General features: G+C 70.5%; 14 protein-coding genes and 1 tRNA gene. 11 read left to right on the top strand and 4 right to left on the bottom strand.

What is annotated here, in order from left to right:
* The first annotated feature begins 70 nt into the window (after positions 1 to 70).
* Positions 71 to 1,606 (top strand): M28 family metallopeptidase, encoded by a 1,536-nt coding sequence (locus tag ACQPZG_RS18080; protein WP_433546782.1) that lies wholly within the window; start codon positions 71 to 73, stop codon positions 1,604 to 1,606.
* A gap of 237 nt (positions 1,607 to 1,843) precedes the next feature.
* Here ACQPZG_RS18080 and ACQPZG_RS18075 read toward each other — a convergent pair whose 3' ends face one another.
* Positions 1,844 to 2,155 (bottom strand): DUF6083 domain-containing protein, encoded by a 312-nt coding sequence (locus tag ACQPZG_RS18075; protein ID WP_433546781.1) that lies wholly within the window; start codon positions 2,153 to 2,155, stop codon positions 1,844 to 1,846.
* A 348-nt stretch (positions 2,156 to 2,503) separates the two neighbouring features.
* Here ACQPZG_RS18075 and sigJ point away from each other — a divergent pair, with 348 nt between their 5' ends.
* Entirely contained in the window at positions 2,504 to 3,391 is an 888-nt protein-coding gene (gene sigJ / locus ACQPZG_RS18070; protein ID WP_433546780.1) for an RNA polymerase sigma factor SigJ, read from the top strand.
* A gap of 97 nt (positions 3,392 to 3,488) precedes the next feature.
* Here the strand turns inward: sigJ and ACQPZG_RS18065 are convergent, their stop codons facing one another.
* Together ACQPZG_RS18065 and ACQPZG_RS18060 are read right to left on the bottom strand one after the other, a co-directional pair.
* The gene (locus tag ACQPZG_RS18065; protein WP_433546779.1) at positions 3,489 to 3,971 is read right to left on the bottom strand and encodes a VOC family protein; all 483 of its coding nucleotides are present in this window, start codon (positions 3,969 to 3,971) and stop codon (positions 3,489 to 3,491) included.
* Between the two features lie 109 nt (positions 3,972 to 4,080).
* Positions 4,081 to 5,673, bottom strand: coding sequence for a helicase HerA-like domain-containing protein (locus ACQPZG_RS18060; protein ID WP_433546778.1), 1,593 nt, complete (start codon positions 5,671 to 5,673; stop codon positions 4,081 to 4,083).
* An 88-nt stretch (positions 5,674 to 5,761) separates the two neighbouring features.
* On the opposite strand from ACQPZG_RS18060, the gene ACQPZG_RS18055 reads away from it, so the two are divergent.
* Positions 5,762 to 6,058 (top strand): type II toxin-antitoxin system VapB family antitoxin, encoded by a 297-nt coding sequence (locus ACQPZG_RS18055; protein WP_096626547.1) that lies wholly within the window; start codon positions 5,762 to 5,764, stop codon positions 6,056 to 6,058.
* A gap of 373 nt (positions 6,059 to 6,431) precedes the next feature.
* Entirely contained in the window at positions 6,432 to 7,064 is a 633-nt protein-coding gene (locus ACQPZG_RS18050) for a LytR C-terminal domain-containing protein (protein ID WP_433546777.1), read from the top strand.
* A gap of 245 nt (positions 7,065 to 7,309) precedes the next feature.
* Here ACQPZG_RS18050 and upp read toward each other — a convergent pair whose 3' ends face one another.
* A complete protein-coding gene (gene upp / locus ACQPZG_RS18045; RefSeq protein WP_433546776.1) occupies positions 7,310 to 7,945 on the bottom strand; it encodes a uracil phosphoribosyltransferase in 636 nt (211 codons plus the stop codon).
* Positions 7,946 to 8,067: 122 nt separating this feature from the next.
* Here upp and ACQPZG_RS18040 point away from each other — a divergent pair, with 122 nt between their 5' ends.
* From ACQPZG_RS18040 to ACQPZG_RS18010, 7 genes are all read left to right on the top strand, one after another.
* Positions 8,068 to 8,280, top strand: coding sequence for a hypothetical protein (locus ACQPZG_RS18040; RefSeq protein WP_185032276.1), 213 nt, complete (start codon positions 8,068 to 8,070; stop codon positions 8,278 to 8,280).
* A gap of 232 nt (positions 8,281 to 8,512) precedes the next feature.
* The gene (locus ACQPZG_RS18035) at positions 8,513 to 9,085 is read left to right on the top strand and encodes a hypothetical protein (RefSeq protein ID WP_433546775.1); all 573 of its coding nucleotides are present in this window, start codon (positions 8,513 to 8,515) and stop codon (positions 9,083 to 9,085) included.
* Positions 9,086 to 9,243: 158 nt separating this feature from the next.
* Positions 9,244 to 9,690, top strand: a complete 447-nt coding sequence (tadA, locus tag ACQPZG_RS18030) for a tRNA adenosine(34) deaminase TadA (protein ID WP_433549451.1) — start codon at positions 9,244 to 9,246, stop codon at positions 9,688 to 9,690.
* A 157-nt stretch (positions 9,691 to 9,847) separates the two neighbouring features.
* A tRNA-Ser gene (locus ACQPZG_RS18025) sits at positions 9,848 to 9,937 on the top strand.
* A gap of 701 nt (positions 9,938 to 10,638) precedes the next feature.
* Positions 10,639 to 10,800 (top strand): hypothetical protein, encoded by a 162-nt coding sequence (locus tag ACQPZG_RS18020; protein ID WP_433546774.1) that lies wholly within the window; start codon positions 10,639 to 10,641, stop codon positions 10,798 to 10,800.
* A 99-nt stretch (positions 10,801 to 10,899) separates the two neighbouring features.
* A complete protein-coding gene (locus ACQPZG_RS18015; protein WP_433546773.1) occupies positions 10,900 to 11,193 on the top strand; it encodes a Dabb family protein in 294 nt (97 codons plus the stop codon).
* A gap of 359 nt (positions 11,194 to 11,552) precedes the next feature.
* The gene (locus ACQPZG_RS18010; RefSeq protein WP_433546772.1) at positions 11,553 to 12,437 is read left to right on the top strand and encodes an RNA polymerase sigma factor SigF; all 885 of its coding nucleotides are present in this window, start codon (positions 11,553 to 11,555) and stop codon (positions 12,435 to 12,437) included.
* The last annotated feature ends 109 nt before the right edge of the window (positions 12,438 to 12,546 follow it).

The following is a 12,546-nucleotide window of genomic DNA, read 5'->3' as shown; positions in this document are numbered from 1 at the left end:
TTAACTTCCCCTCACATTTGTTCGCACCGAGAGGACTCCTGTGAACGCTTCATCCCGCAGTCGCAGAGCTGTGGCAGCCGTCGCATCCCTGGCGATCGCCACCCCCCTCATGCTCGCCGCCGCATCCCCCGCCACCGCGCAGCGCGGCGGCTCGGCCCCGGGCAAGGAGGCGGCCAAACTGGCGAAGAAGCTGGTGAACGACTCCTCAGGTCCGGGCGCCTACCAGCACCTGAAACAGTTCCAGGCGATAGCCGACTCGGCGGGCGGCAACCGTGCCGCGGGCTCGCTCGGTCACGACGCGTCCGGCGCGTACGTCTTCAGCCTGCTGAAGAAGGCGGGCTACGACGTTCATTACGAGGCGTTCGAGTTCACGTCCATCGTGACGCAGGCCGAGAAACTGTCGGTGGTCGCACCCGCGCCGCGCGACGTGAAGGTCATCGCGATGTCGTACACCAAGTCCACCCCGGTCGGTGGTCTGAACGCGGCGGTCGCGGCCGTACCCGTGGACGCCACCACGGGCTGCGAGGCGGAGGACTACGCCGCCGGGTTCGCCGGAAAGATCGCCCTGATCAAGCGCGGCGGCTGCAGCTTCGCGCAGAAGCAGGCGACGGCGGCGACGGCGGGCGCGTCCGCCGCGATCATCTACAACAACGAGGCGGGCGACCTCAACGGCACCCTCGGCAGCCCCGAGGACGGCAAGATCCCGACCGGCGGCATCTCCCAGGCCGACGGCGAGGCGCTGGCCGCCGACGTCGCCAAGGGCCCGGTCACGGTCAACCTGGACATCCGCCAGGCCCAGTCCAAGAAGACCACCCGCAACGTCATCGCGGAGACCAAGGGCGGCAACGCCGCCAACACGGTCATGCTCGGCGCACACCTGGACTCGGTCGCCGAAGGGCCGGGCATCAACGACAACGCGTCCGGCTCGGCGGGCCTCATCGAGGTCGCCCTCAAGCTCGCCAAGGCCACCAAGAACGGCAAGCAGCCCGCCAACAAGGTCCGCTTCGCCTGGTGGTCCGCGGAGGAGCTGGGTCTGCTCGGCGCCGAGGACTACGTCGCCAAGCTCACCCCCGAGCAGCGCGCGAAGATCAAGCTGTACCTCAACTTCGACATGATCGCCTCGCCGAACTTCGGCCAGTTCGTGTACGACGGCGACGACTCGGACGGCGTCGGCGCGGGTCCGGGCCCGGAGGGTTCGGCCCAGCTGGAGAGGGACATCACCGACTTCCTCGACAGCAAGAAGCTCCCGCACGAGGGCACCGACTTCAGCGGTCGCTCGGACTACGGCCCGTTCATCGAGGTGGGCATCCCGTCGGGCGGCACGTTCACCGGCGCCGAGGGCATCAAGACGCCGGCGCAGGCCGCCAAGTTCGGCGGCGAGGCGGGTGTCGCGTACGACAAGTGCTACCACGCGAAGTGCGACGACATCACGAACATCAACCACAAGGCGCTCGACATCAACGTCGACGTCATCGCCAACGCGGTCGGCACCTACGCGCACGACCTGAGCTCGCTCGACAAGCCGGTCGTCTCCAAGCCCACCACGGGCGGCGACAGCGGCTCGGGCGGCCACTCGGGCCACGGGCACGACGCGCTGACGTCGTAACGCACGAGGGACAGTCGGGCGGTGGTACGCCCCGGGGCCTCCCGGGCCGGGCCACCGCCCGCACCCCCGCCGCTGCAAGGCGAACCACTGCCCCGGTGCGCAGAACAGCACGGCGACCGCTCCGGCGCAGGACAGCACCAGGACGCTGTCGGCCCACGACGCCGCCCGGCCGGAGAGCGGCTTGAGAGAGTGGTCCTGCCCTCGGCACCCCGCCCCCTGCCCTGCCTCTGCGCCCCCTCAGGCGACGGCTGCCGCCGCTCCCGCCGACCGGGCCGGGCACAGGTCGAAGTGGCTGATCCGGCAGGTGTCCGCCGGTATGGCCGACCCCAGGTTGACGGCCGTCCCGTCACCCGCGATCCGCCACCGCTTGCCAGCCGGCACGGACCCGACGGCGCGCTCGCCCGGCTCGATCAGGATCCACTTCCCGCGCACCGTGCGATGCCATTCGGCCGACGCCCCGCACCGTTTGCACGAGGTGCCGCCGGAGGTACGCGGATCGGGAACCGCCCTCAGCTGCCGCGCCGCCGTACCCAGTTCGATCGCGGCCACCGCCAGCACCTCCGCCAGCGGTACCGGCTCCCTGCCTCCGTCGGCCCGCGCGCACGACGCACACACGGCCCGCCCCAGTACCGACCGCCACCTGCCGTGCGGCCCGCCGCACGCGTCACATCCGTACGAAGCAACCATGACCCCCACCCGCAAACCGTGTCGTTTACAGCTGACACCGAGAATGCTTCCACAGGGGTCTGACAATCAGTCCTGCCAGCTGAATCGCCGCAGGTCAGAGTCTCGCGTTCGGCTTCTGTGCGGGTCCCCCCGGCCGTTTCGGCACGCCGGTCGCCACACATACAGGCCCCCGCCCCTCGGCTCCGCGTCCGCCCTGCCTATTCTCAACTCATGGCGGAGACGGCCCAGTTCGAGACGCATCGCTCGCATCTGCGCGCTGTGGCCTACCGCATCACGGGCTCGGTCTCCGACGCCGAGGACGCCGTGCAGGAGGCCTGGCTGCGGTGGCACGCGCTCGACGACGGAACCGCCGACAACCCCCGCGCGTACCTCACCACCACCGTCAGCCGCATCTGTTACGACCAGTTGACCTCCGCCCGCGCCCGCCGCGAACGCTACGTCGGACCCTGGCTGCCCGAGCCGCTGGTCACCGCGCCCGCCGCCGACGGACCCGAGGAACGCGCCACCCTCGACGAGTCCGTCAGCACGGCCGTGCTCGCCCTCCTGGAGAACCTCACCCCCGCACAGCGCACCGCCTTCGTGCTGCACGACGTCTTCGACGTGCCGTTCCCGGAGATCGCCGAGACGCTGGGCAAGTCACCGGCGGCGGTCAGGCAGCTCGCCTCGCAGGCACGCAAGCACGTGCGGGACGGCAAGCCGCGTCGCACCGTCGACCGAACCGAGCACCGGCGGGCCGTGGAGTCCTTCCTCGCCGCGGTCACCGGGGGCGCCGACCTCGACGCGCTACTCACCGTCCTCGATCCGCAGGTCGTCTGGCGTTCCGACGGCGGTGGAGTCGTCACCGCCGCCCGCAAGCCGCTCGTCGGAGCGGAACGGGTCGCGCAGTTCGCCGGGCGGCTGTACCGCGACTTCGACCCGGGGACCCTGCGCCTGCTGCCGTACGAGGTCAACGGCGCTCCCGGGTTGGTCCTGGACGCGAGGGCGGACGGCTGGACGGGAGCGTTCTCCTTCACCGTCGGCGCGGACGGCCGCATCACCGGCATCGACGTCGTCGTCAACCCGGAGAAGCTCCGTCACCTGGACATCCCGGCGATGTGAGCGATTCCGGCCTGTACGCGGGTGCGCGGTCCCGTCCGCACATCGCCCGGGACGGGACCGTGTTTCACGTGAAACAGGGACCCGTCGGGTGGCCCTTCTACTCGCCCGCGTGTGCCTCGCGCACCGCGGCGATGTCGATCCTCTTCATCGTGTACAGCGCTTTCGTCGCCCGGGTCGCCTTCGCACCGTCCTCGTCAGCGATGAGTTCGGTCACCTCCTTGGGCGCGACCTGCCAGGACACCCCGAACCTGTCCTTCAGCCATCCGCAGTGGCCCTCCTCGCCCCCGTTCTCGGTGAGCCTGCTCCAGTAGTGGTCGGTCTCCGCCTGGTCGTCGGTCTCGATCACGAAGGAGACCGCCTCGTTGAACGTGAACTGCGGGCCCCCGTTCAAGGCCATGAACTTCTGGCCGTTCACCTCGAACTCGACGGTCAGGACCGAGCCCGCGGGGCCGGGCCCGGCGTCCGTGTAGTGCAGGGTCTGCCCGCGCGAGCCGTCCTTGAAGACGGACAGATAGAAGTCCGCCGCCTCCTGTGCCCGGCCGTCGAACCACAGGCAGGTGGTGAATCCGCGAGTACTCATCGTGTGCTCCTCACCGGAACCGCATACGGAACCAGAAGTGAATCGGTCTGCCAGTAGAGACTCCGGCAGCCCGCGAAACTCATCGCCGGAAGCGCCCCCACCCGCCGTCTCAGCGCCTTCGGCGCGAGGTGCCGAAGAGCGACCGGCTGATCTCCCGGCCCAGCTGCGTTCCGATCGACCGGGTGAGCGACTTGAACATTCCGCTCCCGACGACCTGCTCCAGCAACGACGGGTCGGCGCGCTCGGGAGCCACCGTCCCCGCGGGCACCTCCGCCGGCGCTTCCGTCACCGGCGGCGCCTGCAACTTCTCGTACGCCGACTCCCGGTCGACCGCCTGTGCGTAGCGCCCGTACAGCGACGACGACCTGACCGCCCGGTCCAGCTCCGCCGCCCCCACCGGCCCCATCAACGACTGCGGCGCCCGCATCCGCACGGCCGCCACGGGCGTCGGGGCGCCCTCCTCGCTCAGTACGGTGACGACCGCCTCCCCCGTGCCCAGGCCGGTCAGCACCTCTCCCAGCGCGTACGGCGACCTCGGGAAGGTCTTCACCGTCGCCCGCAGCGCCTTCTCGTCGTCCGGCGTGAAGGCCCGCAGCGCGTGCTGCACCCGGTTGCCGAGCTGGGCGAGGACGTCCGCCGGGACGTCCTTGGGGGTCTGCGTGACGAAGAAGACGCCCACCCCCTTCGAGCGGATCAGCCGGACCGTCCGGGTGATCGATTCCAGGAACGCCTTCGACGCCCCGTTGAACAGCAGGTGCGCCTCGTCGAAGAAGAAGACGAGTTTCGGCCGGTCCAGGTCGCCCACCTCCGGCAGGTCGTGGAAGAGGTCCGCGAGCAGCCACATCAGAAAGGTGGAGAAGAGCTGCGGATTCTGCTGCACGGCCGCCAATTCCAGCACCGACACCAGTCCGCGTCCGTCCGGCGCCCGCCGCAGCAGTTCGTTCGTGTCGAACTCCGGCTCCCCGAAGAACTCCCCCGCCCCCTGCTGCTCGAACGTCGTCAGCGCCCGCAGGATCACACCGGCCGTCACCGTCGACAGCCCGCCGATTCCCTTGAGTTCGGGCCTTCCCACGTCCGACACCAGGAACGCGACGACCGCCCGCAGGTCCTTGAGGTCGACGAGTTCGAGACCCTTGCGGTCGGCGTAGTGGAAGATCAGCCCGAGCGACTGCTCCTGCGTCCGGTTGAGCCCGAGCACCTTCGACAGGAGTACGGGACCGAAGCTGGTGACCGTGGCGCGCAGCGGGATACCCGGCCCGATGCCGCCCAGGGCGTAGAACTCGCACGGGAAGCCGGTCGCCGCCCACTCCTGCCCCACGGCCGCCGCCCGTTCCCGTACCTTCTCGTTCTCCCCGCCCGGGGCGGAGATCCCGGACACGTCGCCCTTCACGTCGGCGAGGAAGACCGGCACCCCCTGCGCGGACAGCTGTTCGGCGATCAGTTGCAGGGTCTTGGTCTTGCCCGTGCCGGTCGCCCCGGCGACGAGACCGTGCCGGTTCAGCATCGCGAGCGGGACGCGGATCTGCGCCTCCGGGAGGCACCTGCCGTCCCACAGCAGCGCCCCGAGATCCAGAGCGGGCCCGGTGAAGGCGTATCCCGCGGCCACGGTCTTCGCCCCGGAGCCCGGAGCGGAAGCCGAAGCAGAGGGCGACGCAGGGGCAGGAGCACTGCCCGGGTCACCGGAGGAGGTAATTCCGCTCATCGTTTGCTCCCGTTCTGGCACTGGATACGACCTTTGCACCCCTGCCTCATGGCTGCGCCCGCAGCACCTCGCCCGGTAGGCTTTCCGTGTGATCTTCAAGCGCATCGGAAACGGCCGGCCGTACCCCGACCACGGCCGGGAAAGCACCCGCCAGTGGGCGGACGTCGCGCCACGCCCGGTCCGCCTCGATCAGCTCGTCACGACCAAGGGACAGCTGGACCTGGAGACCCTTCTCGCCGAGGACTCCACCTTCTACGGCGACCTCTTCGCACACGTCGTGAAGTGGCAGGGCGACCTCTACCTGGAGGACGGGCTGCACCGCGCCGTCCGCGCCGCACTCCAGCAGCGCCAGGTGCTCCACGCCCGCGTCCTCGACCTGGGCTGACCCGGCAGGACCGCGTCCGCACGACCGGCCCCACAAACGGTCCGCACGACCGGCCCCACAAACGGTCCGCACACGGCAGGCGGCCCGCATCGACCCGAGCCCGGCCGACCCGCACCAGCCGGTCCGCTCGGTCGGCCGTGCCGGTCGGTCCGCTCGGCCGCCCCGCGTCGGCCCGGGGCGACCCGTGCCCGGCGGATCCGGTCAGCCGGCCCGCGCCGGGAGGTCCGCGCGGCCCTTCCTCACCCGACCGGACGACCACGCAGCCGCCGGTCGTACGGCACTCGGGTGTCCCATTGGCCCTTTTGGGTCGGCCATTGACCCATTCGTTGATCATTTAGTACGCAAGTCGGCCGGACCGCACTACGCTGCGCCCATGAGCATGCTGACTCCCCCCGGCATGGGCGGAAAGTACCGCATCACGGGTAACGCCTACCCTCGGATGCGCCGCCCCCGTAACCGACGCCGGATCGCCCTCCTGGCGGTGGCCGCCGTCGCGGCCCTCGGTCTCGTCGGCTGGGGAACGTTGCAGCTCATCGACGTGTTCACGGGCGGTGAGAAGAAGGCCGTCGCGGGTGGCAAGCAGCACGACTGCAAGCCCGCCACCACCGCGCGGGCGGTCACCGCGGCCAAGCCTCCCAAGCCCTCCGAGATCAAGGTCAACGTCTACAACGCGACCCCGCGCAGCGGTCTCGCCAAGCAGGTCGGCGAAGAGCTCAAGAAGCGCGGGTTCCAGGTCGTGAAGTTCGCGAACGCGCCCAAGGAGTACGACAAGAAGGTCAAGGGGGCCGCGCTGCTGATCGGCGCCCCCAAGTCCCTCGACGTCCAGCTCCCGGTCCTCGCCACCCAGCTGAAGGGCGCCGAGAAGAAGGCCGACGCCCGCGCCGGGCAGGAGGTCGACCTGATCATCGGGGACAAGTTCACGTCCCTGGACACGAAGAAGGACGCGGACACGGCCCTGGCCGCCCTGGCCAAGCCCGCCCCCGCGCCCTCCGGTGACACCTGTTAGAAGCTCGACGTCCGCCGAGGCGTGACGTCGGCCGCGGCCCGGCGGCTGCTCGGGCACGTCGCATGCCGAGGCCGGTCACCCGCTCGGGGCTCGTCCACGCCGAGGCCCGTCGACTGCTCGGGCTCGTCGCACGCCGAGGCCGGTCACCCGCTCGGGGCTCGTCGCATGCCGAGGCCCGTCACCTGCTCGGGCTCGTCGCCGAGGCCGCCGCGCCCGCGCCAATCGGTGTCCGGCGCTCCGGCCGACTACTCCGCGGTGCCGTACATCCGGTCGCCCGCGTCGCCGAGGCCCGGCACGATGTAGCCGTGCTCGTTGAGGCGCTCGTCGACCGAGGCCGTCACGACCGTCACCGGCGTCCCCGCCAGCTCCCGCTCCATGACCTCGACGCCCTCGGGCGCGGCCAGCAGCACGACCGCGGTGACGTCGTCCGCACCGCGCTTGATGAGCTCACGGATCGCCGCGACCAGGGTGCCGCCGGTGGCGAGCATGGGGTCCAGTACGTAGACCTGGCGGCCGGAGAGGTCCTCGGGCATCCGGGTCGCGTACGTCTCCGCCTGCAGGGTCTCCTCGTTGCGGATCATGCCGAGGAAGCCCACTTCGGCGGTCGGCAGCAGCCGCACCATGCCGTCGAGCATGCCGAGGCCGGCGCGCAGGATCGGGACGACCAGGGGGCGCGGGTGCGACAGCTTGACGCCCGTGGTCGGGGTGACCGGCGTCTCGATCTCGACCAGTTCGGTGCGCACGTCCCGGGTGGCCTCGTACGCGAGCAGGGTGACCAGCTCGTCGGCGAGGCGCCGGAAGGTGGGGGAATCGGTGCGCTTGTCGCGCAGCGTGGTGAGTTTGTGCGCCACGAGAGGGTGGTCGACGACGTGTATCCGCATGTTTCCACAGTATCCGGACGTGCCGACGGCGCGCCCGTCGCCGCCCTGCGGTCGCATCATCCCCGCATTCGGAGGGAAGGTGAAGACGTACCCAACCCCGCCTCACAGGGACGGTCCGCCCGATGACACAGCAGCCAGACCAGGACGTCGCACAGACCACCGCCCGGCAGACGGCGCAGTCGGCGGAGGAGAACGACGCGGCCCGCAGGCGCCGACGCGCCCAGTTCCTGCGCGAGCTCAACGAGGCGAAGGAACTCCGCGACCGCGTCCAGCCACGGCGGGCGCGGGCGGCCAGGATGCGGCAACAGATGCGGATGCGCACCTTCCGTTGGTAGCCGCCGCGCCCGCGGACGCACCCGGGACACCGCGGAAAGCTGCGCCGAAGCGACGGGGAAGGTGCGGGAAAGACGGGGGAAAATCACGTCCGTACGTCTCACCCGGCGGACTGATGCACGACGCAAGAGCCGAAGACCTCTCGCTCGGCCGCGGTTTCTGCCACGATTCCGAGTGGGCGGGGCCGAGCGGAGCACCGCTGAATCGTCACACCTCTGATCAGTGGGAGTCACGGTGTACATCGCCGCACTGCTCGCGCGCACCGAAGACGGTTGGCAAGCGAGCGACACAGAGCTCGACGACGTCGAAACGCTGTCGGATCTCGTCGAACTGGCCCGAGAGGGCTCGGTCGACGACGACACGGTGATCGTCTACATCGAGCAGGAGGACGCCTGGTTCGGCGTCGTCCGCACCGACGACCTGGAGGACCCGCGGATCTACGTCTCCGACGCAGCCGCCGCGGCCCGTTCTTCGTACGGGGAGATCCTCACCGACGAACTGCTCGGCGGGAACGGCGACGACGCCGCCGCCGACCTGGACGCGCTGGACCTCGACGGCACCGAGGACGGCGAGACCCCCGACCGCACCGGCGAGGAGAGCGCCGGCGAACCGAGCGGTGAGGCGGCCGGGGGCCTCGCCCACGACAGCGGCCCGGCCGTCCCGGTCGCGGCGGGCCCGGTCGGCGACCGGCAGATCCTGGCCGATCTGGGCCTGGGCGAGAAGCAGCTCCTGGGCCTGGACGGCGAGGCGCTGTCCGAGATCACGGACGCACTGGGCGCAGCCGAGATCCTGGAGGCAGTCCGCTAGTGCGGCACGTCGCGATTCCCGGACACGACCCGGAGCACGGCGCCGGGCGCTCCTCGGTACGGGGGCACGACCCTGAGCGCGGGCCCGGCAACGGCCCCGCGCGGGAACAGGTCCCCGTACCGGAGCACGACCCCGTACGGGACCCGTGGCGTACGCCGATGACGCTCGCCCTGGCCGAGGCGGCAGCGGCGGCGGCAGCCGGTGACGTACCGGTCGGCGCCGTCCTGCTCTCCCCGGCCGGGGAGGTGCTCGCGCTCGGACACAACGAGCGCGAGCTGCACGGCGACCCCACCGCGCACGCCGAGGTACTGGCACTGCGCAGGGGGGCCGGGAAGCTCGGCGAGTGGCGTCTCGCGGGGTGCACGCTCGTCGTCACGCTGGAACCGTGCACGATGTGCGCGGGCGCGATCCAGCAGTCGCGGATCGAGCGGGTGGTGTACGGGGCGCACGACGAGAAGGCGGGCGCCGCGGGATCGCTCTGGGACCTCCTGCGGGACCGGCGGCTCAACCACCGGCCCGAGGTGATCGCGGGGGTGCGCGAGGAGGAGTGCGCGGCGCAGCTGACGGCCTTCTTCCGGGAACGGCAGCCGGACCGGCGGACATGAGGGCAGCCGGGTCGGCGGGGACGAGTCAGCCCGTCCGGCGGACATGAGTGCAGCCGGACCGGCGCGGACGAGTCGGCCCGTCCGGCGGACATGAGTGCAGCCGGACCGGCGGGCTCGGGTTTCGAAGCACTGCCCGCGGTGGGCTAGACTCTGTCTCGGTAGCGTGTCCGAGTGGCCTAAGGAGCACGCCTCGAAAGCGTGTGATGGTGCAAGCTATCCGTGGGTTCAAATCCCACCGCTACCGCCATCGAAGAGCCCCTCCGGGAGACCGGAGGGGCTTTCTTCATGTCCCGGGGCGCGCGGAGGGGACCTCTGCGGCGCGGACGGGACCCGTTGAGCCCGAACGGGCTGAGTTCGGCACGGCCTGCGGGCGCTCCGTGCGCTCGCGCGCGGCACGCATGGGGGCGGGGAGGAGAGCCCGGGGCCGGGGGGAGCGGCACAGGGGGGCAAGGTGGGCTCGCGCACGCCACGGGTGAGGGCGAAGAGGGGAGTCCGGGACACGGGAAGCGGCACCGGGGGACAAGGTGGGCTCGCACACGGCACACGGCACACGGCACACGGCACGCGGCACGCATGGGGGCGAAGGGGCGGGAGGGGAGTGTGGGACGGGGGAAGCGGCACCGGGGGACAAGCCGCTTCCCCCGATGAGAACGGGCCTCGGTGCCCGCGCCACGGTCGGGGGACCGCACGGCACGGACCCCGCCATGAGGCCGGCTCCTCGCCCGGGGGACTCCTGCCAGATCCCTTCGGGCTCACGGATGATCCTGCCCCCTCCGCGCGCACGACATCCACGCCGAACGGCCCGTCCCGGCAGGTCCTTGGTCCCCTGTGAAGGCATGCCCGGGGCGCAAAGAGCCCGCTGGTCGAACGCGTACCGCCACTTGAGTTGTGCGTCCGTACGGTTAGACTCTCGCGACTGCTCAGCGGGCCACAGGGGAGGGTCTGGGCGTGGACATCAAGAAGGCCATTCTGTACATCCTGATCGTTTTCGTGCTGTACACGATCATCGTCTCCCCGGACAAGGCCGCCAACATGGTCGGGCTAGGCTTCCAGGGCCTGTCCGACGCGGCCCGTGGCATCGGCACGTTCATGACCAACCTGGTGAACTGACCAACCCGGCGCAATCACCGGCCCGGTGAAGTGACCAGGCCGGTGCAGTGAGCCCGTCCGACCAGCAAGAGGCCGCTCCTCTTCCCCAAGGAGTGCTCCGTGATCCGCCATCTGGTCCTCATCAAGCTCAACGAAGGCGTCGACCGCGACGAGCCGCGCGTGCAGGCCGGCGCGAAGGCCTTCGCCGAACTCGGCGGTGTCATCCCGGAGCTGGAGTTCTGGGAGTGCGCCTGGAACATCAGCGACCGCCCCATCGCGTACGACTTCGCCATCAACTCCGCGGTCGCGGACGCCGACGCCCTGACGCGTTACGTGGAGCACCCGGCCCACCAGGCCGCCGCCGCGCAGTGGCGCGAGTTCGCCACCTGGGTGATCGCCGACTACCCCTTCTAGTCGCCGAGGTCACCGCCCGTACCGGGCCCCGGAGTCCCCCGCCGGAACCGGCCCCCGGAGTCCCGGCCGCAACCGGCTGCTGGAGTTCCGGCCAGAACCGGTCGGAACCGGCCACTGGAGCCCCGTTCGGCACCGGTCCGGCACCGGTCGCCGGGACTTCGGCCCCGCACCGCAGGAAACGCCCGGCCCCGCATCGCCTCGATGCGGGGTTTTTGCGTAACTATGCCCGAAGTTGCACACAACACGACGTTATGTGGTGCTTGATTACGGTGCACATGTCTTGTGATGCTATGACCGCTTTTGACGGATGAATGAAACGAAGTGTCAACGTAGCGACCGAAAAAGGGGTGGCGTGCACTGTGCCGGCCAGTACTGCTCCGCAAGCGCCGCCCACCCAGGGGACGTCCCCGGAAGGAACCCCCACCGACGCCGTCCTCACCGAGACCCCCGAGCGCATTCCCGGCACCCCCGCCGCACGCACCCGGGGAGCCGACACCCGGGCCCTCACCCAGGTCCTGTTCGGCCAGCTCAAGGACCTCACGCCGGGCAGCCGCGAACACGCCCGGGTACGGGCCGCACTCATCGAGGCGAACCTCCCGCTCGTGCGGTACGCCGCCGCCCGCTTCCGCTCCCGCAACGAGCCGATGGAGGACGTCGTCCAGGTCGGCACCATCGGTCTGATCAACGCCATCGACCGGTTCGACCCGGACCGGGGCGTGCAGTTCCCGACCTTCGCGATGCCCACCGTCGTCGGTGAGATCAAGCGGTACTTCCGCGACAACGTGCGCACCGTGCACGTCCCCCGCCGCCTGCACGAGCTGTGGGTGCAGGTCAACGGGGCCACCGAGGACCTCACCACCGCGCACGGCCGCTCTCCCACGACCGCCGAGATCGCCGAGCGCCTCAAGATCTCCGAGGAGGACGTGCTGGCCTGCATCGAAGCGGGACGCAGCTACCACGCCACCTCCCTCGAAGCCGCCCAGGAGGGCGACGGCCTGCCCGGCCTGCTCGACCGCCTCGGGTACGAGGACCCCGCGCTGGCCGGAGTCGAGCACCGGGACCTCGTACGCCACCTGCTCGTCCAGCTCCCCGAGCGCGAGCAGCGGATCCTGATGCTGCGCTACTACAGCAATCTGACGCAGTCCCAGATCAGCGCCGAGCTGGGCGTTTCCCAGATGCACGTGTCGCGGTTGCTCGCCCGCAGCTTCGCCCGACTGCGATCCGCAAATCGGATCGAGGCTTAATCCCCACGGGTACACCCGGCCGAAAGCTGCTGGGGGAAGAAAAGCCGCACACCCCCTCTTTCCTGCATGTATTTGTCGACTTGGCGCTACAGCGCGTTGCCGACATGTG

The sequence above is a fragment of the Streptomyces sp. CA-294286 genome, from assembly GCF_050947155.1.
Classification (GTDB): Bacteria; Actinomycetota; Actinomycetes; order Streptomycetales; family Streptomycetaceae; genus Streptomyces.
Note: the sequence above shows the minus strand (reverse complement) of the source record. Positions and strands in the feature narration are given on the sequence as shown.

Bases quoted from the DNA above. Each gene is read 5' to 3' on its own strand.
- ACQPZG_RS18065 (WP_433546779.1), bottom strand. From the start codon at position 3,971: ATGAGTACTCGCGGATTCACCACCTGCCTGTGGTTCGACGGCCGGGCA.
- upp (WP_433546776.1), bottom strand. From the start codon at position 7,945: ATGCGGATACACGTCGTCGACCACCCTCTCGTGGCGCACAAACTCACC.
- sigJ (WP_433546780.1), top strand. From the start codon at position 2,504: ATGGCGGAGACGGCCCAGTTCGAGACGCATCGCTCGCATCTGCGCGCT.
- tadA (WP_433549451.1), top strand. From the start codon at position 9,244: ATGACGCTCGCCCTGGCCGAGGCGGCAGCGGCGGCGGCAGCCGGTGAC.
- ACQPZG_RS18060 (WP_433546778.1), bottom strand. From the start codon at position 5,673: ATGAGCGGAATTACCTCCTCCGGTGACCCGGGCAGTGCTCCTGCCCCT.
- ACQPZG_RS18040 (WP_185032276.1), top strand. From the start codon at position 8,068: ATGACACAGCAGCCAGACCAGGACGTCGCACAGACCACCGCCCGGCAG.
- ACQPZG_RS18050 (WP_433546777.1), top strand. From the start codon at position 6,432: ATGAGCATGCTGACTCCCCCCGGCATGGGCGGAAAGTACCGCATCACG.